This window comes from Streptomyces sp. cg36, assembly GCF_041080675.1.
In the GTDB taxonomy this organism is placed as follows: Bacteria; Actinomycetota; Actinomycetes; order Streptomycetales; family Streptomycetaceae; genus Streptomyces.
Map to the genome: position 1 here is coordinate 845,823 of NZ_CP163520.1, position 18,078 is coordinate 863,900.

General features: G+C 73.2%; 14 protein-coding genes. 7 read left to right on the forward strand and 7 right to left on the reverse strand.

Annotation, left to right across the window (positions count from 1 at the left end):
- Positions 1-108: 108 nt before the first annotated feature.
- A complete protein-coding gene (locus tag AB5J87_RS03755; protein WP_369373879.1) occupies positions 109-1,467 on the forward strand; it encodes a M20/M25/M40 family metallo-hydrolase in 1,359 nt (452 codons plus the stop codon).
- Positions 1,468-1,574: 107 nt separating this feature from the next.
- Positions 1,575-3,020 carry a YfcC family protein gene (locus AB5J87_RS03760; protein WP_369383345.1) on the forward strand — a complete coding sequence of 482 codons (1,446 nt, stop codon included), beginning with the start codon at positions 1,575-1,577 and terminating at the stop codon, positions 3,018-3,020.
- 7 nt (positions 3,021-3,027) lie between these two features.
- On the opposite strand, the gene AB5J87_RS03765 is transcribed toward AB5J87_RS03760, so the two are convergent.
- Together AB5J87_RS03765 and AB5J87_RS03770 are read right to left on the reverse strand one after the other, a co-directional pair.
- Positions 3,028-3,432 carry a hypothetical protein gene (locus AB5J87_RS03765; RefSeq protein ID WP_369373881.1) on the reverse strand — a complete coding sequence of 135 codons (405 nt, stop codon included), beginning with the start codon at positions 3,430-3,432 and terminating at the stop codon, positions 3,028-3,030.
- Between the two features lie 320 nt (positions 3,433-3,752).
- Positions 3,753-4,670 (reverse strand): MurR/RpiR family transcriptional regulator, encoded by a 918-nt coding sequence (locus AB5J87_RS03770; protein ID WP_369373883.1) that lies wholly within the window; start codon positions 4,668-4,670, stop codon positions 3,753-3,755.
- A gap of 209 nt (positions 4,671-4,879) precedes the next feature.
- On the opposite strand from AB5J87_RS03770, the gene AB5J87_RS03775 reads away from it, so the two are divergent.
- Positions 4,880-5,038: a hypothetical protein gene (locus AB5J87_RS03775; RefSeq protein WP_369373885.1), complete on the forward strand. Its 159-nt coding sequence runs from the start codon at positions 4,880-4,882 to the stop codon at positions 5,036-5,038.
- Positions 5,039-5,051: 13 nt separating this feature from the next.
- Here the strand turns inward: AB5J87_RS03775 and AB5J87_RS03780 are convergent, their stop codons facing one another.
- Entirely contained in the window at positions 5,052-7,058 is a 2,007-nt protein-coding gene (locus tag AB5J87_RS03780; protein ID WP_369373887.1) for a glycoside hydrolase, read from the reverse strand.
- A gap of 181 nt (positions 7,059-7,239) precedes the next feature.
- Here AB5J87_RS03780 and AB5J87_RS03785 point away from each other — a divergent pair, with 181 nt between their 5' ends.
- Positions 7,240-8,112, forward strand: coding sequence for a RimK family alpha-L-glutamate ligase (locus AB5J87_RS03785; protein WP_369373889.1), 873 nt, complete (start codon positions 7,240-7,242; stop codon positions 8,110-8,112).
- Here AB5J87_RS03785 and AB5J87_RS03790 read toward each other — a convergent pair.
- On the reverse strand, positions 8,087-8,902 hold the full coding sequence (locus AB5J87_RS03790) for an endonuclease/exonuclease/phosphatase family protein (protein WP_369373891.1): 816 nt from the start codon (positions 8,900-8,902) through the stop codon (positions 8,087-8,089). The genes AB5J87_RS03785 and AB5J87_RS03790 overlap by 26 nt on opposite strands.
- Before the next feature lie 204 nt (positions 8,903-9,106).
- Here AB5J87_RS03790 and AB5J87_RS03795 point away from each other — a divergent pair, with 204 nt between their 5' ends.
- Together AB5J87_RS03795 and AB5J87_RS03800 are read left to right on the forward strand one after the other, a co-directional pair.
- On the forward strand, positions 9,107-10,363 hold the full coding sequence (locus AB5J87_RS03795; protein ID WP_369373893.1) for a glycosyltransferase: 1,257 nt from the start codon (positions 9,107-9,109) through the stop codon (positions 10,361-10,363).
- Between the two features lie 154 nt (positions 10,364-10,517).
- Positions 10,518-12,827 carry a C40 family peptidase gene (locus AB5J87_RS03800; RefSeq protein ID WP_369373895.1) on the forward strand — a complete coding sequence of 770 codons (2,310 nt, stop codon included), beginning with the start codon at positions 10,518-10,520 and terminating at the stop codon, positions 12,825-12,827.
- Between the two features lie 83 nt (positions 12,828-12,910).
- Here the strand turns inward: AB5J87_RS03800 and AB5J87_RS03805 are convergent, their stop codons facing one another.
- Together AB5J87_RS03805 and AB5J87_RS03810 are read right to left on the reverse strand one after the other, a co-directional pair.
- The gene (locus AB5J87_RS03805) at positions 12,911-14,716 is read right to left on the reverse strand and encodes a S8 family serine peptidase (RefSeq protein WP_369373897.1); all 1,806 of its coding nucleotides are present in this window, start codon (positions 14,714-14,716) and stop codon (positions 12,911-12,913) included.
- A 251-nt stretch (positions 14,717-14,967) separates the two neighbouring features.
- The gene (locus AB5J87_RS03810) at positions 14,968-16,188 is read right to left on the reverse strand and encodes an MFS transporter (RefSeq protein WP_369373899.1); all 1,221 of its coding nucleotides are present in this window, start codon (positions 16,186-16,188) and stop codon (positions 14,968-14,970) included.
- Positions 16,189-16,355: 167 nt separating this feature from the next.
- Here AB5J87_RS03810 and AB5J87_RS03815 point away from each other — a divergent pair, with 167 nt between their 5' ends.
- The gene (locus AB5J87_RS03815) at positions 16,356-17,390 is read left to right on the forward strand and encodes a hypothetical protein (protein WP_369373901.1); all 1,035 of its coding nucleotides are present in this window, start codon (positions 16,356-16,358) and stop codon (positions 17,388-17,390) included.
- A gap of 42 nt (positions 17,391-17,432) precedes the next feature.
- Here the strand turns inward: AB5J87_RS03815 and AB5J87_RS03820 are convergent, their stop codons facing one another.
- A complete protein-coding gene (locus AB5J87_RS03820; RefSeq protein WP_369373903.1) occupies positions 17,433-18,065 on the reverse strand; it encodes an NAD(P)-dependent oxidoreductase in 633 nt (210 codons plus the stop codon).
- Between the last annotated feature and the right edge of the window lie 13 nt (positions 18,066-18,078).

The window sequence follows — 18,078 nt, forward strand, 5'->3', positions numbered from 1 at the left end:
GGTGCGGCGGCCCGCCCGATCGAGAATCGTGGTGGCCCAAGAACGTTTCGGATCCGTCGCCGGGCGTGTGCGCGCGCCCGGGCGGAGCGGCAGTCAGGGTGGCGTGCGATGGAGCTGGAATCCCGGGTCGACGGCCTCATGGACGGGCTCCGCGCGGATCTCGAACGGCTGGCGGCGATCCCCTCGATCGCCTTCCCCGGCTTTCCGCCCGAACCCGTGGAGCAGGCCCACGACCTGGTCGTGGAGCTCCTGCGCGGGGCCGGGGTCCCGCACGTCGAGCGGATCGACCTGCCGGACACGGCCCCGGTGGTGTACGGCGAGATCCCGCCGCCGCAGCCGGGGGCGCCGACCGTGCTGCTCTACGGCCACTACGACGTCCAGCCGCCCGGCGACGCCGCGCTCTGGCTCTCGCCGCCCTTCGAGCCGACGCCCGTCGAGGGCGGGCTGCGCGCCCGGGGCATCGCGGACGACAAGTCCAACGTCCTCGCCCATGTGGGCATGCTGCGGGTGTACGGGGGCCGGCCGCCGGTCGGCGTCAAGATCGTGATCGAGGGGCAGGAGGAGTACGGCAGCGCCTTCGACACCTACCCGCCCACCGACCCCGAGCGGTTCGCCTGCGACGCGATGGTCATCGCCGACCTCGGCAACCTGCGCCCCGGCACCCCGACCCTGACGACCGGGCTGCGCGGCGCCGCCGAGGTGACGGTCGAGGTGCGCACTCTGGACGAGCCGCGCCACAGCGGTGAGTTCGGGGGCGCGGCGCCCGACGCCCTGCTGGCCCTGCTCAAGGTGCTGGCCACGCTGCACGACGTGCACGGCGACGTGGCCGTCGAGGGGCTGCGCCGCGACCCGTGGGACGGGACGACGTACACGGAGGAGGAGTTCCGCTCGCTGGCGGGGGTGCGGGAGGGACTGCCGCTGATCGGCTCTGGCTCGCTCGGCGAACGGCTGTGGAGCGGGCCCGCGATCACCGTGATCGGCCTGGACGCGCCCGGGGTCGAGCACGCCGCCTCCGCCGTGGTCCCGTACGCCAGGGCCAAGCTGAACCTGCGCTTCCATCCCCATCAGGACCCCGACGAGGCGCTGGCGAAGCTGGTCGACCATCTGCGCGCGCTGCGGCCGTTCGGCATCCCGCTGACCGTCACCCCCGGTGACACCGGCCCCGGTTACGAGGCGTCCACCGGCGGCCCCGCCTACCGGGCCGCGCTGGCCGCGCTCAAGGAGGCATGGGGCGAGGAGGCGTCGTACGTCGCGACCGGCGGTTCGATCCCGCTGGTCAACGGGCTGGCGAAGGCCGCGCCCGGGGCCGAGGTGCTGCTGTTCGGCGCCCAGGACAGCATGTGCAACCTGCACGCGCCCAATGAGCGGGTCCTCTTCTCCGAACTGCGCAACACGGTGGTGGCGCTGTCCGCGTTCGTGCGCGAGTACGCCGAGGACTTCGGCGCACGGTCCGGGGACCGCTCGTGAGCGGCGCGGGCGGCGACGGCGGGACGACGGCCGCCGACGCCGCGTCGCCGGGGCCGTCCGAGCCGCCGCCGAAGAAGCGGTTCGCGTTCCCCAGCGCGCTCACGGTCCTGGCCGTCGTCACGGTCGCCGTGTGGCTGCTGGCCTTCCTGATCCCCTCGGGCCAGTACGACCGCAACGACCGCGGCGCGCCCGTCCAGGACACCTATCACCGGGTCTCGTCGGGCCAGAGCTTCGTCGACCGCCTCAACGACCTGTTCCTGGCGCCGGTCAACGGCCTGTACGGCATCCGCGACACGACCTCCGGGCAGGTGGGCCCCGACCTGTCGGGCGACCTCTACGGCAGCGCCGGGGTCTTCCTCTTCGTCCTCGCCATCGGTGCGTTCATCACGGTCGTCTTCGCCACCGGCGCCCTGGACCGGGGCATCGCCCGGCTCGCCCACCGGCTGCGCGAGCGCGGGACGCTGCTCATCGCCGGTGTGATGGTGGTCTTCTCGGTGCTGGGCACGGTCGAGGGCTTCGCGGAGGAGACCCTCGGCTTCTACGGGCTGCTGGTGCCGATGATGCTGGCGCTCGGCTACGACCGGATGGTGGCCGTCGGCACCGCCATCCTGGGCGCCGGGGTCGGGGTGCTGTGCTCGACCGTCAATCCGTTCGCCACCGGGGTCGCCTCGTCGGCGGCGGACATCTCGCTCGGCGACGGCATCGTGCTGCGCTTCGTGATGTGGCTGGTGCTGACCGCGGTGACCGTCGCCTATGTGGTGCGCTACGCCCGGCGCGTACAGCGGGATCCCGCGCGTTCGGTCAGCGGGTTCCTGCCCGGCGACCGCGAGCAGAGCGCGCTGGAGACGGACGAGGAGCCGCGTCTGACCCGTACCCACCAGGCCGTGCTCGGGCTGCTCGGGCTGGTCTTCGCCTTCATGATCTTCTCGGTGGTGCCGTGGTCGAGCGCGCTCACCGGCAAGGCCGACGCCAAGCCGTACTCCTTCGAACTGGGCTGGTCCTTCCCGCAGTTGGCGGCGCTGTTCCTGTGCGCGGCGGTGCTGGTGGGCATCGTGGCCCGGCTGGGCGAGCAGCGGACCAGCTCGACGATCGTGCAGGGCGCGGGGGACTTCGTCTCCCCCGCGCTGGTCATCATGCTGGCCCGGGGCGTCACCGTCATCATGAACAACTCCCGGATCACGGACACGGTCCTGCACTCCATCGAGGGCGTCGTGAAGGGCACCTCGTCGGGGCTGTTCGCGATCATCGTCTTCCTGGTGAACCTGCCGCTGGCCTTCCTGATCCCGTCCACCTCGGGCCACGCCACGCTGGCCATGCCGATCCTGGCGCCGCTCGCCGACTTCGCCGGCGTCTCGCGCGCGGTGGTGGTCACCGCCTGGCAGGCGGCGAGCGGCTGGATGAACCTGTGGGTGCCGACCACGGCCGTCACGATCGGCGGGGTCGCGCTCGCCAAGGTCGGCTACGACAAGTACCTGCGCTTCGTGTGGCCGCTGCTGGCGATCCTGTTCCTGCTGATCTGCGGGTTCGTGGCGCTGGGCGCGGTGCTCACCTGAGCGGCGCTCACCTGATCCGGGGGCGCGCGGTGACGGCGTAGGCGTGGTCGCCCATCAGCGCGTCGGTCACCAGCCGCACGCCCCGGGCGAGGCGGCCCAGCTGTTCGAGTTCCATCGCGTACATCCGGATGGTGTTCTCGATGACCGCCTCCGCCACTCCCAGCGTGGGCAGCTCGGCCCGGCTGGTCTGGAGCGCCACCCGCACCGCGCGCATCTCGTGGTGGAGCTGGAGCTGCGCGTGCCGGGCGAGGAGGACGTGGTGGCGGGTGAGCGGCGAATAGCCGGAGTAGCGGGCCGGCAGCAGGTCGCGGAGCCAACGGGTGGCCGTACGTTCCCAGTCACGGGTCCCGGGCGCCTTGACCTGACAGGGCCAGTCCGGGCTGAGCGTGGTGGTGGGGGCCGTGTGGGACATCCTCGTCCCTTCCGAAGTTGTTGAACTCTGATCAAAAGAGGGGAGGGCGGCCCCGGCTAGGGGTTGGCCGAGGCCGCCGTGGGCACGTTCCGCCCGGATCCGAAAGCCTGGATCGGACATCCGGCCTGACGCGAGGAGGGGGGCGTCAGATCGGCCGTCCGCTCTGGGAGAGCGTGGGGTCGCTCGCCCTGGCATCTGGGGGATCGGGGGATCGCACCGCCTCAGTAAACATATATACCGTTGAGTAAACAAGGGTATGAAAAAATTCATGCACCGTGAAGCTGTGAAGATCTTGCATACGGCGACGGGCGAATCGGGTCTTAAAGGAAGAATCCATGCAGGTCAGCGGCGTGCTCATACTCTTCGAGCCGCGCCTGCGTCCGCTCCGGATCGGCGTCGGCCATCGCCTGGAGCAGGGCCGCCGAGAGCACTCCGGGGGCCGCGTACGAGTCGAAGACCAGCCGTGAGCCGGTCCCGGCCGTGAACACCACGTCCGCCTCGTCCACCAGCGGACCCAGCGTGGTGTCGGTGATCAGCGCGACCCGCAGGCCCGCGCTCTTGGCCGCCCGCAGCGCGGCCAGGGTCTCCTTGGCGTGCCGGGGCATGGCGAAGGCCAGCACCCAGCTCCCGCCCGCCGTGCGCGACTGCAGCAGCGCGTCGTAGGCGACGCTGCCGCCCCGCGTCACCAGGCGCACATCGGGGTGGATGCGCCGGGCCGCGTACGCGAAGTACTCCGCGAGCGAGACCGAGATGCGCAGCCCCAGCACGGTGAGCGGCACCGAACGCGCCAGGTCCCGGCCGAGCTCCAGCACCTGATGGGTGTTGGCCACCAGTCGGCGCACGCTCTCCAGGTTCTCGATCTCGGCGTCCACCGCCGCCTGGAGCTCGTTGTGGCGGTCCTCCTCGCGGCTCTCGGGGGACCCGGCCGCCGCGCTCAGGGCGATCGGCTGGAGCACGTCGCGCAGCGCGGGATAGCCGGAGTAGCCGAGCGAGGTGGCGAAGCGGGTCACCGACGGCTGACTCACCCCGGCGCGCTCGGCGAGTTCGGTGATCGAGAGGAACACGGCCTCGGTGAGGTGGTCGATCAGGTACTGGGCGATGCGCCGCTGTCCCGGGGAGAGCCGGTGGCCGTCGAAGAGCGCGCGCACCCGGTCGGCCGGAGCACGTTCGTGGTCGGTGGGCTGTTCGCTCGGCCTGATCGCAGCCGCCTGCGCGCGTGCCTGCTGACCCGATGACACCGACGGCCTCCTTCTCGTGCCATGTGTGGTCAAAACATAGCTCACCCCCGTGACCGACCCGATCCGATTCCACCACTGACCAGCCGCGTCGGGGTCCGCACCGGCCCCGGCCCGGTCATCCGCAGACCGCGCGCACCCCGTCCTCCCCCGGCCCCCTAAAATCGTGCCCGCCGGCGGCGAGCGCCGGCGGCCAGGAGGGACAGCGCGCGGTGTACAGCGACAACGACGTACCGATCTATGCCCAGCTCATACGGGAACGCGGCGACGTCCCCGGCGATGTGCGCCGGGAGGCCGAGCAGATCCAGCGCAGCCTGGAGCGGATCCTGATGCCGTTCCGCCCGGGCCTGCCGACGCCCGGCTTCCGTTAGGCCGGGCGGGGCTTCAGCGGGCCGCCGGGGCCACCAGCACCTTGTCCGGGCAGAGCAGCCGGTCCGCGGAGTCGCCCTTCAGCCGGGCGGCGACGCACCGCGCGGGCACCCCCCGGGCGGGCGCGTCCCCGAAGTTGGCGGTGACGGTGAGGACCCCGTCGCCGAAGACCGTGCGCTGCACCGTGCGGTCGGCGCTCAGCCACTTGAACGAGGTGAGCCGCTCGGTGCCCGCCCGCTCGTGCAGCGGGGCGAAGTACCGCTGGAGCGCGGCGAGTTCGGGCCCGTACTGCTTCAGGGTCGGCCCGTCCAGCACATAGTTGAGCGGCACGTTGTAGAGCATCGCCAGCATCGCGCGCGTCGTCTTCTGCGCGGGCAGCTTGTCGAAGGACAGCTCCCAGCGCTCCGCGTTGACGACCGAGCCGTGCAGGGCGGTCTCGTACAGCGGGAGGCGGTACCTGGGGTCGTACATCTCCCGCGCCAGGTCGGCGGGCAGGTCCACCGGCTTGAAGAACGTCCTGGGCGCCTTCTCCGGCGCGTAGCCGCCCCACACCTCCTTGTCCCGCTCCAGCGCCCACAGACCGCCCGCCACCGGGGTGGCCGAGCCGTGGCCGAAGGAGAGGACGCGGTTCGACCACGCCCCCGCGGACTCGGAGCCCAGCACCAGGCCGCCGTCCTGGAGGCGCTGCATCCGGGCCAGCCGGTTGGCCCGGTCCTGGGCCATCGTCATGGGGTGGGCGGGGCTGTGGTCGCGGAAGAGGTCACCGGCCGCGTCCACGTCCAGGAAGTAGCTGTCGGCGCCGTTGGCCACCATCTGGCGCGTGCGGTCGGCGAGGTAGTGCTTGGCGGGCTCGGCCCGCTCGAACGCCTGCGAGCTCAGATAGCAGCCCCGGTTGCCGAAGCCCGTCTCCGGCTTGCCCTGGGCGTCGGTGACGCAGAAGTCGGGGTAGACGCGGTCGGGCCACACCGAGTTCGGCGCGTCGGCCGTGGCGCTGTCCTGGCCGTTGGCGAACGAGTCGTAGGGACCCACCAGATAGCCGTTCGCGCGCGCCGCGCGCACCGCCGCGGCGCCCATCGGGTCGTTCCCGGCGTCGTAGCCGAGCCACATCCGGCCCACCCCGAGGCCGCGCAGCGCGGCCACGCCCCGCTCGGTGCGCGCGTCGCCCCACAGATAGGCGTGGAAGGCGCCGAGCAGCCGGCCGGTGGCGGGGTTGGCCCTGATCTTGTCGCGGAGACTGCCGAGCTCGCCGTGCTCCGCGAGCCAGTCGCGGTAGTCGACGGCCGGGGCGACCGGGTCGCCGTCGGTGAGGGCGAAGGTGACGGTGTACGCACGGGTCCCGGCGCCGCCGTCGAAGGTGTGGGTGGCGGTGCCGCGCAGCCGCCCGCCGTCGGAGGCGAACCGCAGCGAGGTGCCGATGTCGGTGGGCACCAGATAGCCGACGCCGTGCTTCCCGTACGTGTAGCCCCACATCGGCATGGTGAGGGCGCCGGAGCCCAGGTCGATCGGCTCGTCGGTGAGTCCGCGTTCGGGCGCGTTCCAGAACGGGTCGGCGACCGGGACGTTCAGCCCTTCGCCGCGCGGCAGTTGGAGGTCGGTGGCGCCGGCGCCGCTCACCGGCCAGCGCAGCGACCCGTCGCGCCCCGCCGCGACATCCACCTTCAGCCGCCCGCGCTCGGAGACGGCCGTCACGGTCAGCCCCCGGTCGGGGTAGGTCCAGCGGGCGCCGCCGGGTAGCGCGGTGACCGGGCCCGGCCTGCCCAGATCGGTGGCGGCCGGGGCGGACAGCTCCAGCTCTCCCCCGCCCGCCGGGCGCGCCCGGACGCCGAGGGAGGCGGTGTCGATGACGGCCGTGCCGCCCTTGACCGGGACGGTGACCCTGCCGCCGGGACCGGCGGGCCCGGCCTCGGCGCCGACGGCGGTGGCGCAGCCCGCGACGGCGGTGAGGGCGAGGGCGGCGGCGAGCCCGCGCGCGGCGGCGCGACGCGGGCGGGCGGGTGTGCGGACCGAAGAAGTTGATCTCATGGGTCGTGAATAGTCGTGCGGATTAAGAGAGTTCTAAGAGCGGCGCGGCGACCCCCCGCCCGACGCCCCGGGGCGGACGGCGCGCGGGAGGTCGGCTGTGCGAGAGTGCAGGCCCGGCTCCATGGGGGAACCGGGGCTTGTGGGACGGGAGAGTCGCGTGGGTGCTGCCAGGATCGCTGTCGTGTCGAGCGGGATGGGGTTCGAGTACGACGTGGACCTCCCCCTGCTCGTGGCCGCCCTGTGTGCCGACGGCCATGAGGCACGGGCCGTCGCATGGGACGATCCCGAGGTGGTGTGGGACGCGTTCGACCTCGCGCTCATCCGCTCGACCTGGGACTACGCGGCACGCATCGAGGAGTATCTGGCCTGGGTCGACACGGCGGCCCGCGCCACCCGGCTGTGCAACCCCGCACAGGTGGTCCGCTGGGGCTGCGACAAGCGGTACCTGCCCGAACTCGCCGCGCGGGGCGTGCCGGTCGTGCCGACGCTGGTCGTCGAGCCGGGCGGGCACCGCGAGGTGACGCACTTCGACCTGTCCGGCCCGGTCGTGGTCAAGCCCGTGGTCTCCGCCGGTGCGCAGGACACCGCCCGCTACGATACGGACCACCGGGCGGACGCGGTGCGCCACGCCCGGGCGCTGCTCGACCAGGGCCGGGCGGTGCTGGTGCAGCCGTATCTGCCGCTGGTGAGCGAGGGCGAGCGCGCGCTCGTCTTCTTCTCCGGCGCCTTCAGCCACGCGATCCGCAAGCAGCCGGTGCTCACCGAGCCCAACGTCGTCGACAACTCCCGCGACCCGCACCCCGGTGTGACGCCCCATCAGCCGTCACCGGCGGAGCTCCGCACCGCGCTGGCGGCGCTGGCCGCCGTGCCCGGCGAGGGCGCCCCGCTCTACGCGCGGGTGGACCTCGCCCTCGGCGCGGACCGGGAGCCCGTGGTCATGGAGGTGGAGCTCGTCGAACCCCATCTGTTCCTCGACGGCTCTCCGGGCGCCCTGGAGCGTTTCACCTCGGCGGTGGCCACGGCGCTGGCTACGGCAGGGACACCTCCGCGCTGACCGGCAGATGGTCCGAGGCGTCGGTGTCGAGCACCTCGGCGCGGCGGGTGGAGACACCGGGTGAGACGAGGACGTAGTCGATGCGCTTGCGCGGGTCGCGCACGTCGAAGGTGTACCCCGCGCCCTCGCCCGCCGCGCGCCAGGCGTCGCCGAGGCGCCTGGTCAGGACGGCCACCTCGCGGGTGCCTGGGGTGGCGTTGAGGTCGCCGACCAGGACGGTCGGCGAGTCGGAGCCGTCCACCACGTCGCCGATCGCGTCGGCCTGGGCGATCCGCTCGTCCTGCGAGGTGTGCTCCAGGTGGGTGTTCAGTACGCGCACGGACTCGCCGCCCACGTCGATGTCGGCTTCGAGCAGCCCGCGCTGCTCGCCCTGGTGGGGCCGGGGCAGCAGGGTGTTGTGGGACTCGCGGACCGGGAATCGGGTCAGGATCGCCGTGCCGTACTGGCGGCGGGGGTCGCCGCGCCGCGCCGGGTCGAGGCTGAGGTTGGCCCCGTAGACCATGTGCATCCCGAGCCGCTGCGCCAGCCATCCGGCCTGGTCCGCGAAGTCGCTGCGCGAGGAGTAGTGGCGGTCGACCTCCTGGAGGCCGATGACGTCGGCGCCGCTGTCCCGCAGGACGCGCGCGGCGCGGTCGAGGTCCAGCGAGTCGTCGGCGCCGGCGCCGTGGTGGATGTTGTACGTGAGGACCGTCAGCGTCCGGGGCGCGGCTGCCGCCGAGGGCTGGGCGGTGGCGAGGGGCAGGAGCAGCAGAGCGAGGGCCAGAGCGGGTCTGGCGTGGAAACGCGTCACTGGGACACCTCTGTGTGGAGGGCGGCTTCCTGCTCTAACTCCCCATTTACTGCTTGAGGTTGACAAAAATCATCCGATTGGATGGAAAGGCGTACGGTATGTAGGTGCCCTTGTTCGATTGACGTGCGGATGCCGCGCCGAAGCCTCCCCCGGACCGGCGCGTACGCACGCGTGCGGACGCTCCGGCACGGTGATACTGCAGCCATGCGCATCCTGATCGCGACGGCCGGATCGTACGGCGATGTGGCACCGTACTGCGGTCTGGGCGCCCGGCTGCGGCGGGCGGGCCACGAGGTGTCCCTCGCCACCCACGAACGGTTCGCCGAGGTGGTCCGGCGGGCCGGGCTGGGCTTTGGTCCGCTGCCGGTCGACCCCCGCGAGGTGCTCGCCTCCCACCGGGGCCAGCGGCTGCTCAAGGCCCGCGCCAGGACGCTGGAGGCCGTCGAGATCGCCCGCATCGGCCGCGCGGTGCTGCCGGCGCTCGGCGCGGGCGTGCTGGAGGCCGCCGAGCAGGGCACGGACCTGCTGCTGCTCTCCACCTCCACCGCTCCTCCGGGCCGGGTGGTGGCCGAGGCGCTGGGCGTTCCCAGCATGGGTCTCTACCTGCAACCGCTCGCGCCCACCGCCGACTTCCCGCCCGCGGTGCTGGGCATCCGCCCGCTCGGCCGGTACGGGAACCGGGCCGCAGGTGCGGCCACCCGGGTGGCCCTCGACCGGCTCTTCGCCCCGGCCGTGCGCACGCTGCGCGCGGAGCTCGGTCTGCCGCCGCTGGGCGGCGCCGCCCAGCGGCGGCGGGAGGACCGGACGCGCTGGCCGGTGCTGCACGGCGTCTCGCCCACGGTGCTGCCCCGTCCCGCCGACTGGCGGCCGGGACTTGAGGTCGGCGGTTACTGGTGGCCCCACCCGGACCCGGGGTGGCGGCCCGAGCCGCGTCTCGTGGACTTCCTGGCCAGTGGCCCGCCCCCGGTGTTCGTCGGGTTCGGCAGCCTGGTGGTCGCCGACGCCGAACGGCTGGGCGCCGTGGTGCGCGAGGCGCTGCGGCGGGCCGGACTGCGGGGTGTCGTCCAGGCCGGGTGGACGGGGCTGAGCGCCGAGGGCGACGACATGCTCGCCGTGGACGAGGTGCCCCACCACTGGCTGTTCCCGCGCACGGCGGCCGTGGTCCACCACGGGGGCGCCGGGACGACGGCCGCCGGACTGCGGGCCGGGGTGCCGTCGGTGCCGGTACCGGCGCAGCTCGACGCGGGGTTCTGGGCGGCCCGGCTGACGGCGCTGGGGGTCAGCCCGGGCGCGGTGCCGCTGCGGGCCCTGCGCGCCGACCGGCTGGCGGGGGCGCTGCGGGCGGCGGTGGAGCGTCCCGGATTCGGGCAGCGGGCCCGTGCGCTCGCCGCCCGGATCGGCGCCGAGGACGGCGCCGCGGCCGTTCTGGCGGCGGTGGAACGGGCCGGGGGCGGGCGCTGAGGGCACGGCCGCGGGCCGCCGTTCCGGGGGGCGTCCAAGATCAATTTTGACCGTGGACGGACAACGCTATGATCCGTGCGCGCATTTCCGGCCGACCGGGGGGTCGGTTTCCGCCAACGGAGCTGCGCTCTCCCCTGCTGACCAAGGAGTGACATTGACCGGACAGGTCGCGCGGGCGCCGGGGCGCCCGCGGAGCGCGTGGCAGAGCACCCTCGCCGTGGTCGCCAGTCTCATCATGGCGATCGGCACCCTGCTCTTCACCGGCACCACCACCGCGCGCGCGGACGACGCGCACGAACTCACCTACAGCCTCGCGACCGTGGACCGCGGCGCCGCCGAGCCGGCGGCGTGGCAGGTGGCCGCGATGGCCGAGTGGCGCTTCGCCCAGTACTTCGCCTTCGACACCGACTGCCAGGGGCAGCTCAAGCCGGGCGCGAAGTGCATGCTCAAGTACTACGGCACCGAGAACCCGGTGCAGGCCACCGATGTGTACACCACCGGCTTCCGGCTGGTCTCGCTGCCCGGCCACTCCGAGGGCGCGGGCCGCGCCATCGTGTTCTGGATCGAGCGCACCGACACGGAACTCCTGCTGCACGTGCGGGCGGACGGGCCGTGGAGCCTCAGCGAGTGGCTCACCTACAACACCCCCGTCGCCAAGATCATCTGGGATCAGTACGCCAAGAACCTCTCGTACGGGATCGCCCACGGCGAGTGGCACCAGTGGGCGTATCCGGACGGGTTCCTGGACCACCTCGACTCGCAGTGCCGCTACCCCGTGGACCTGTCGCGCAACGCCTACATCCCCTGCGAGATGGGGCACATCTACTGGCCCTGGCAGTACGGTCCGCCGGACGGCCAGAACACCTGGGGGTGCGCCGCGCACGGCACCGCGGTCTCCCCGGCCGCCAACCGGGCCATCGACGCGGCCTGTTCGCAGGTGGCGGCGGGCACCTGGTACAGCTGGGGCGGCGGCCACGGCGGCTCGCCCGGGGCCTCCTACGGCTGGGTGGACCAGTCGGACCCCGAACGCAGCAAGAACGATCCGTACCGCAAGGGCTTCGACTGCTCGGGCCTGGTGCGGTGGGCCTGGTCGCAGGCGGTCGGGTACGACGTGATGGGCAACACCACGGCCGCCGGCATCTACAGCCTGCCCGGCCAGCGGCTCGGCACCGACACCTCGGCGCTCAGCCCCGGCGACATCGTGTTCTGGGGCAGACGGTCGGTGCACCACGTGGCCATCTACCTGGGCGCGGGGAAGATCGTGGAGGCACGCGAGTCCGACACCCATGTGATGGTCTCCGACCTCAACAGCCATGACATGGGCGACTACGCGGGCGGGCTGCGGTTCATGGGCGGCATGGGCTCGGGCAACCACATGACGTGGGGCACCGGGATCAACGTGCGCTCCGCCGCCGCCCGTTCGGCCTCGGTGGTCACCACCTTCCCCGGCCCGACGGCCGTCAACATCGACTGCCAGAAGCACGCCGAGTCGGTCACCGCCGAGGGCATCACCAACGACGTGTGGTCGCACCTGCCCGACCTGGGCGGCTGGATCAGCAACATCTACGTCAAGGGCCCCTACTGGCTGGACGGGGTGCCCGACTGCGGTGGCTCGACGGGCTCCGGGGAGCACTCCACCTGGGGCGACAGCGTCAACGTACGCTCCACACCGTCCCGTTCCGGGTCGGTGGTCACCACCTTCTCGGCGCCCACCGCGATCCACATCGACTGCCAGAAGCACGCGGAGTCGGTGACGGCCGAGGGCATCACCAACGACGCCTGGTCGCACCTGCCCGACGTGGGCGGCTGGGTGAGCAACATCTTCGTCAAGGGCGCGGCCTGGCTCGACGGCGTGCCGGACTGCGGCGGCGGCACGTCGCCGGGGTCCAACAGCACCTGGGGCACCGACGTGAACACCCACGCGCACCCCAGCACCACCTCGGACGTGAAGAGCACCTTCTCCGGGCCCACCCCGGTGAAGATCGGCTGCCAGAAGCACGCCCAGTCGGTGACAGCCGAGGGCGTCACCAACGACGTGTGGTCCTACCTGCCGGACTACGGCGCCTGGATCAGCAACATCTACCTCAAGGGTCCGGCCTGGCTGGACGGGGTGATGGACTGCACCCGGCCCCCCGCCCTGGACCCGGACACCGGTACCGGCGGCGGCACCAGCGCGGGCGCCGACGGGATGTTCAGCACCTGGGGCACCGGGGTGAACACCCATGCGCGGCCGTACGTCACCTCGGACGTGAAGAACACCTTCTCCGGACCCACCCAGGTCCGGATCGGCTGCCAGAAGCACGCCCAGTCGGTGACCGCCGAGGGCGTCACCAACGACGTGTGGTCCTACCTGCCGGACTACAAGGCGTGGATCAGCAACATCTATCTGAAGGGCCCGGCGTGGCTGGACCGGGTCATCGACTGCACCCGGCCGCCCGCCCTGGACCCGGAGACCCGGGCCTGACCGCACAGTACGGACGCCCGGGCGTCCGCTCCTTCGGGAGCGGGCGCCCGGGCTTCTCCGTGGGTCGGGAGCCTCGGAAAGGGTCAGAAGGTGAGGTTCCAGCTGTCGATGCGGCCGGTGTCGCCGCTCGCGTTGTCGTTGACCCGCAGCTTCCAGGTGCCGTTGGCCACCCGGGCGGACGCGTCCACGGTGTACGTCTGGTGGATGTCGTCCGTGCCGCCGCCCGCGTGGTTGTGCAGGGTGTACACGGTGCCGTCGGGGGCCACGAGGTCGACCTTGAGGTCACCGATGTAGGTGTGCACGATGTTCACCCCCACCTTGAGCGCGGCCGGGGCGTTGCCGGTCACGCCCGTGACCGTGATCGGGCTCTCCACCGTGGTGTTGTCGTTGACCGCGACATCGGTGGTGTTCTCGAAGTACTTGCCCGACGGGACGGTGGCGCCGACCGCCTTGAGCGCGTCGACCTGGCCCTCGCCGAAGAAGCCGTTCTTGGCGGTGGTGCCGGTGCAGCGGCCGTCCGAGGGGCAGGCCACGTCGTTGGCCTGGGCGGCCAGCTTGTCGCGCAGCTGGGCCGGGGTGATGCCCGGGTCGGCACTGGCCAGCAGCGCGGCCACGCCCACGACGTGCGGCGAGGCCATCGACGTACCGCTCTTGGTGCCGTACTTGCCGCCCGGCAGGGTGGAGTAGACACCGTTGGAGCCGTCGCCGCCGGGGGCCGCGACGTCGATGATCCCGTTGCCGAAGTTGGAGTAGGACGCCTTCACGTTGCCGCTGCCCATCGCCGAGACGGTGACGACGCCCGGGAGCTCGGTCGGGATGTCGAGGCAGGCGTTGGTGATCCGGCGGGTGGTGGGCGTCGAGTCGTTGGGGCTCTCGGTGTCGGTGGTCTTGTTCGCCAGGTCGTAGTTGGAGTTGCCCGCGGCGGCGACCTGGAGGGAGCCCTTGTTCTCGGCGTACTCCTGGGCGCGGCGCACCCCCTCGATGATGGCGGCCTGGTCGATGTTGTCCGGGCAGTTGAACTGCCACGGGTCGGTGTAGTAGCTGTTGTTGGTGACCTTGAAGCCGTGGTCACCGGCCCACACCAGACCGCAGACGGTGTTCTCGGCGTAGAAGAGGGTGGAGGTCGGCTCGGCGAGCCTGACCGAGGCGATCTTCACGCCCGGCGCGACGCCGACGACGCCCTTGCCGTTCTTGGCCGCCGCGATGGTGCCCGCCACGTGCGTGCCGTGGCTGTCCACGTCCCGCCAGGCGCCGGTGCGGGTGTCGGGCTTGCCGTAGGCGCAGGAGACCGAGTCGGCGGCGTCGAAGTTGGGCGCCAGGTCCTGGTGCTGGTCGTCCACACCGGTGTCGAGGATGCCCACCTTCACCGAGGAGGACCCGGTGGAGACGGCCCACGCCTGGTCGGCCTTGATCTGGCTCATGTCCCAGCGCACCGGCTCACCGGCGGGGGTGGTGGACTGCGCCGGGTTGTTCGGCAGCGCCGGGTCGTAGGCGTCGGCCGGGACGTCGGAGGTGCGGGTGGCGCCGACCTGCTGCACACCGGCGACGCCCCGCAGGGTGGTGGCGAAGGTGCTGGACGCCGAGTGGGCGACGATGACGCCGATGGCGTCGAAGGACGAGTACACCGTGCCGCCGTTGGCGGTGACGGCCGCGCGGACCGCGGAGGTGTCACCGGGGGCGGTGATGACCAGATAGGCGCGGGTACCGGCGACCCAGGCGGCGCTGCGGGCGGTGACCGGGGCCACCGCGGCGGCCTTGGCGGTCTTGGCCGGGGCCACGGGCTGGGTGCCGGCGAGCGCGGGCGCCGCGAAGGTCAGCGAGGCCCCGAGGGCCGCCGCCGCGACGAGGGCGCGGCGCCGTCTGGACAGGGTGGGTATGGGGGGTATCAAGGCATCCTCCGATGACCCGGAGGGCTGGTGGCGCCTACCGGGTCGTACGAAACGAGTGGTGGACGCAAGATGTCAGATGATCACCCGGGGAGGGAAGTCCCTTTCGGCGTGCGGCTGTTCCGGCGGCGGCGCCGAAACACGACGGAAACATGATCGTCTCCGTTGGCGCCCGCACGACCGGAAGCGGACCCGCCGGATCCCGGGGCCTCGGGCCGCACACCGCGCCGGGGTACGGACCTCGGCCCGCCCGCCTACCGCGTCCGCTTCGCGCCCGCGCCGCGCACCCCGGTGGAGACGATGACCAGGGTGGCGAGCACGGCCACCGCTCCCCCGAGCGCCATCACCGCCGAGGGCGAGGAGCGGTCCACCAGGAGTCCGCCGCCGAGCGAACCCACCGACATGGTCGCCTGGAAGGAGGAGGTGAAGAGCACCGTGGCCGCCTCGCTCTCGTGCGGCGCCGAGCGGACGAACCAGGTCTGCGACGCCACCGGCACGGCCCCGTAGCCGATCCCCCAGACCAGCAGCAGCACCACGGCCCCGGCGGTGGAGCCGCCGAGCAGCGGCAGCAGCAGGGTGGCGCAGCCGATCAGTGCGGTGGCACCGCCGAACCCGGCGCGCGGGTGGCGTGGCACCAGGGCGCCGCCGAGGAAGTTGCCCGCGATGCCCGCGGCCCCGTACAGCAGCAGGAGTGCGGTGACGGCGCCCGGGCCGACGTCGGTGACCCGCTCCAGGAACGGGGTGACGTAGGTGTACGCGCCGAACTGCGCGAGGACGGTCAGGAAGGTGATGACCAGTACCCGGCGGGTGGCGCCGCCGCCGAGCAGGGCCCGCAGGGTGTCCGCGCGGACGGTCCGTACGGCGGGCAGCGGCGGCAGCACGTACAGCAGCGCGGCGAGCACCGCCACCGACAGGGCGCCCATGACCAGGAACGCGGTCCGCCATCCGGCACGGTCCCCGATCAGCGTTCCGACCGGCACCCCGAGGACGGAGCCGAGCGGAACGGCCGCGAATATCACGGCGGTTGCGCGGGCGGCCGACCTCGCGGGCACCAGGCGGGCGGCGAGCCCCGCCCCGATCGACCAGAAGCCGCCGACGGTGACGCCGACCAGCACCCGGGAGACCAGGACCAGCCAGTAGACGGGCGCGGCGGCGGCCAGGAAGTCGGCCACGGCCAGCAGCGCCACCAGGCCGCAGAGCAGGACGCGCCGGTCGGTTCGCGCGGTCGCGAGGGTGACCACGGGCGCGGAGACCGCCGCGAGCAGCGCGGGGGTGGTCATCATCAGGCCCGCGGTGCCGTCCGAGACGCCGAAGTCGGCCGCGATGGGGCTGAGGAGGCCGATGGGCAGGATCTCGGTGGTGACGATCGCGAAGATGCCCGCCATCACCGAGAGCACCGCGGCCCAGCCGCCCCGGGGCCGTCGGCGGGCGGTGGTGCCCGGGGTGGTCGCGGAGGAGGTGGTGGCTGTGGTCATGGGTCCCGTCCGTGGCTGGTGTCCGTCGCCGGACAGTCCAGCAGCCGCCCGGGGCCGGGTCCGGCGGGTTTGCGACGACACCGTCGGGCGCGGCCCTCCACCCGAGGCGGGGTCCGCTGCCCCATAGTGGGAGGAGCCCGTCCGCCGGTCGCCCCGAAGGAGCGGTCATGGCCCCTCGTCCCGTTCGCGAACAGCGGCCCGCGCCCCTCGCCCGCCGCTCCCTGCTGGTCGGCGCCGCGGCCTGGTGCGCCTGCGCCACGGGCTGCTCGGACGGTACGGGACGGAGTCAGGCCGCGCCCGCCGCGTCGGCTTCACGGTCGTCACGGACGGCCGGACCCGGCACTCCGGCGGCCTCAAGTGCGGGTGCGGCACTGCCCGCGCCCGTTCCCTGGCGGCCGGGTCCGGGTGAGGTGACGCCCGAGGCCAAGGCCGCCGCCGTACGTCTGGTGGAGGCGCTCGGAACCTGGCGCCCGGGGCGGGCGGGCCCGGCGGCCCGGCTCGCGGCGCTGGGGGTGGCCCCGGCACGGGCGGCTCGACTGGCCGCCCAGGCGGGCCCGTTGACCCCGCGTGCGGACGAGGCGGTGGTCACCGTCATCGACGCCCAGTACGGCGGGATCCTCGCCGACTCTGCGAGCGTGCTCGTGGTGTGCGGGCAGCGCACCCGCGGCGGCGGGACGACGGCGAGCGGCGGGACGACGGTCGATGTGCGGCTGAGCCGGACCGGCTCCGGCTGGGCGGTGACTTCGCTGCACCCGGCGGACCCGGGGCCGCCGGTGGCGCCCGGCGCCTACGCGCGAGCCGTGCTGGCGCAGCCGAGGATCGAGCTGCCGCCCGCGTCGGTCGCGGACGTCCGCAGCGGACGGGTGCACGAGAGCGTGCTGCGGGCGATGCTGCGGCTGGCGGACAGCCACCGGATGTCGGTGAGCGTGGTGCGCTCGGGCCATCCGCTCGACGTGTTCGGCACCGACCGGCCCAGCGACCACCCCCGGGGCCGGGCGTTCGACGTGTGGCGCGTCGACGGCCACCCGGTGGTCGACCCGGCGACCTCCCGCTCCCTGATCACCGGTTTCATGCGGCGGGCCGCCGACGTCGGCTCGTACAACGTCGGCGGCCCGGTGCCGCTGACGGGCGGCGCCACCGCCAACCAGTTCTTCTCCGACGCCACCCACCACGACCACGTGCACATCGGGTTCACGACATGACGAGGGGCGCGGTGGGCGGCGCCGACGCGGTCTGACGGTTCGTCAGTAACCGACGGTGAAGCGGCGGCGGCGGTGGGCGGGGGTCTCGATCTCGTCGAGGAGCGCGATGGCGTAGTCCTCGGCGGAGATACGCGAGCCGCCCTCGGCGTCGGTGAGCAGGTCGTCGCCGCCGAGCCGGAACGCCTCGGTGCGCTCGCCCGGCAGGAACAGCGCCGACGGGCTCAGGAACGTCCAGTCGAGGTCCTCGGGCAGCGTGCGCAGCAGGTCCAGGAGCTCGACGTGCGCGGACGCCTCCGGCTTCCACTCCTCGCGGAACCCGGGCTGGTCGATGACGCGCCCGCCCGCCGGGTGGCGCAGGCTGCCCGCGCCGCCGACGAACGCGATCCGGGTGCCCTCGGTGCGCACCCGCTCGCTGAGGGGCGCGACCAGGGGCAGCACCAGCCGGGCCGGGAGCGCGCTGACGACGACGTCCGCGCCCGAGACGGCCCCCGCGAGCGCCTCGGTGTCGGTGACGTCGGCGGTGAGCCGGTCCAGCCGCTCGTGCGCCGGGGCGTCGGCGTGGCCGCGGGCGGCGGCGGTGACGTGGTGGCCCCGGTCGAGGGCCTCGCCGACGATGCGGCTGCCGGCCATGCCGGTGGCGCCCAGGACGACGATCTTCAGGGGGGTGGTGGCCATGGGAGGCTCCTTC

Bases quoted from the DNA above. Each gene is read 5' to 3' on its own strand.
- AB5J87_RS03755 (WP_369373879.1), top strand. From the start codon at position 109: ATGGAGCTGGAATCCCGGGTCGACGGCCTCATGGACGGGCTCCGCGCG.
- AB5J87_RS03765 (WP_369373881.1), bottom strand. From the start codon at position 3,432: ATGTCCCACACGGCCCCCACCACCACGCTCAGCCCGGACTGGCCCTGT.
- AB5J87_RS03780 (WP_369373887.1), bottom strand. From the start codon at position 7,058: ATGAGATCAACTTCTTCGGTCCGCACACCCGCCCGCCCGCGTCGCGCC.
- AB5J87_RS03795 (WP_369373893.1), top strand. From the start codon at position 9,107: ATGCGCATCCTGATCGCGACGGCCGGATCGTACGGCGATGTGGCACCG.
- AB5J87_RS03810 (WP_369373899.1), bottom strand. From the start codon at position 16,188: ATGACCACAGCCACCACCTCCTCCGCGACCACCCCGGGCACCACCGCC.
- AB5J87_RS03815 (WP_369373901.1), top strand. From the start codon at position 16,356: ATGGCCCCTCGTCCCGTTCGCGAACAGCGGCCCGCGCCCCTCGCCCGC.
- AB5J87_RS03820 (WP_369373903.1), bottom strand. From the start codon at position 18,065: ATGGCCACCACCCCCCTGAAGATCGTCGTCCTGGGCGCCACCGGCATG.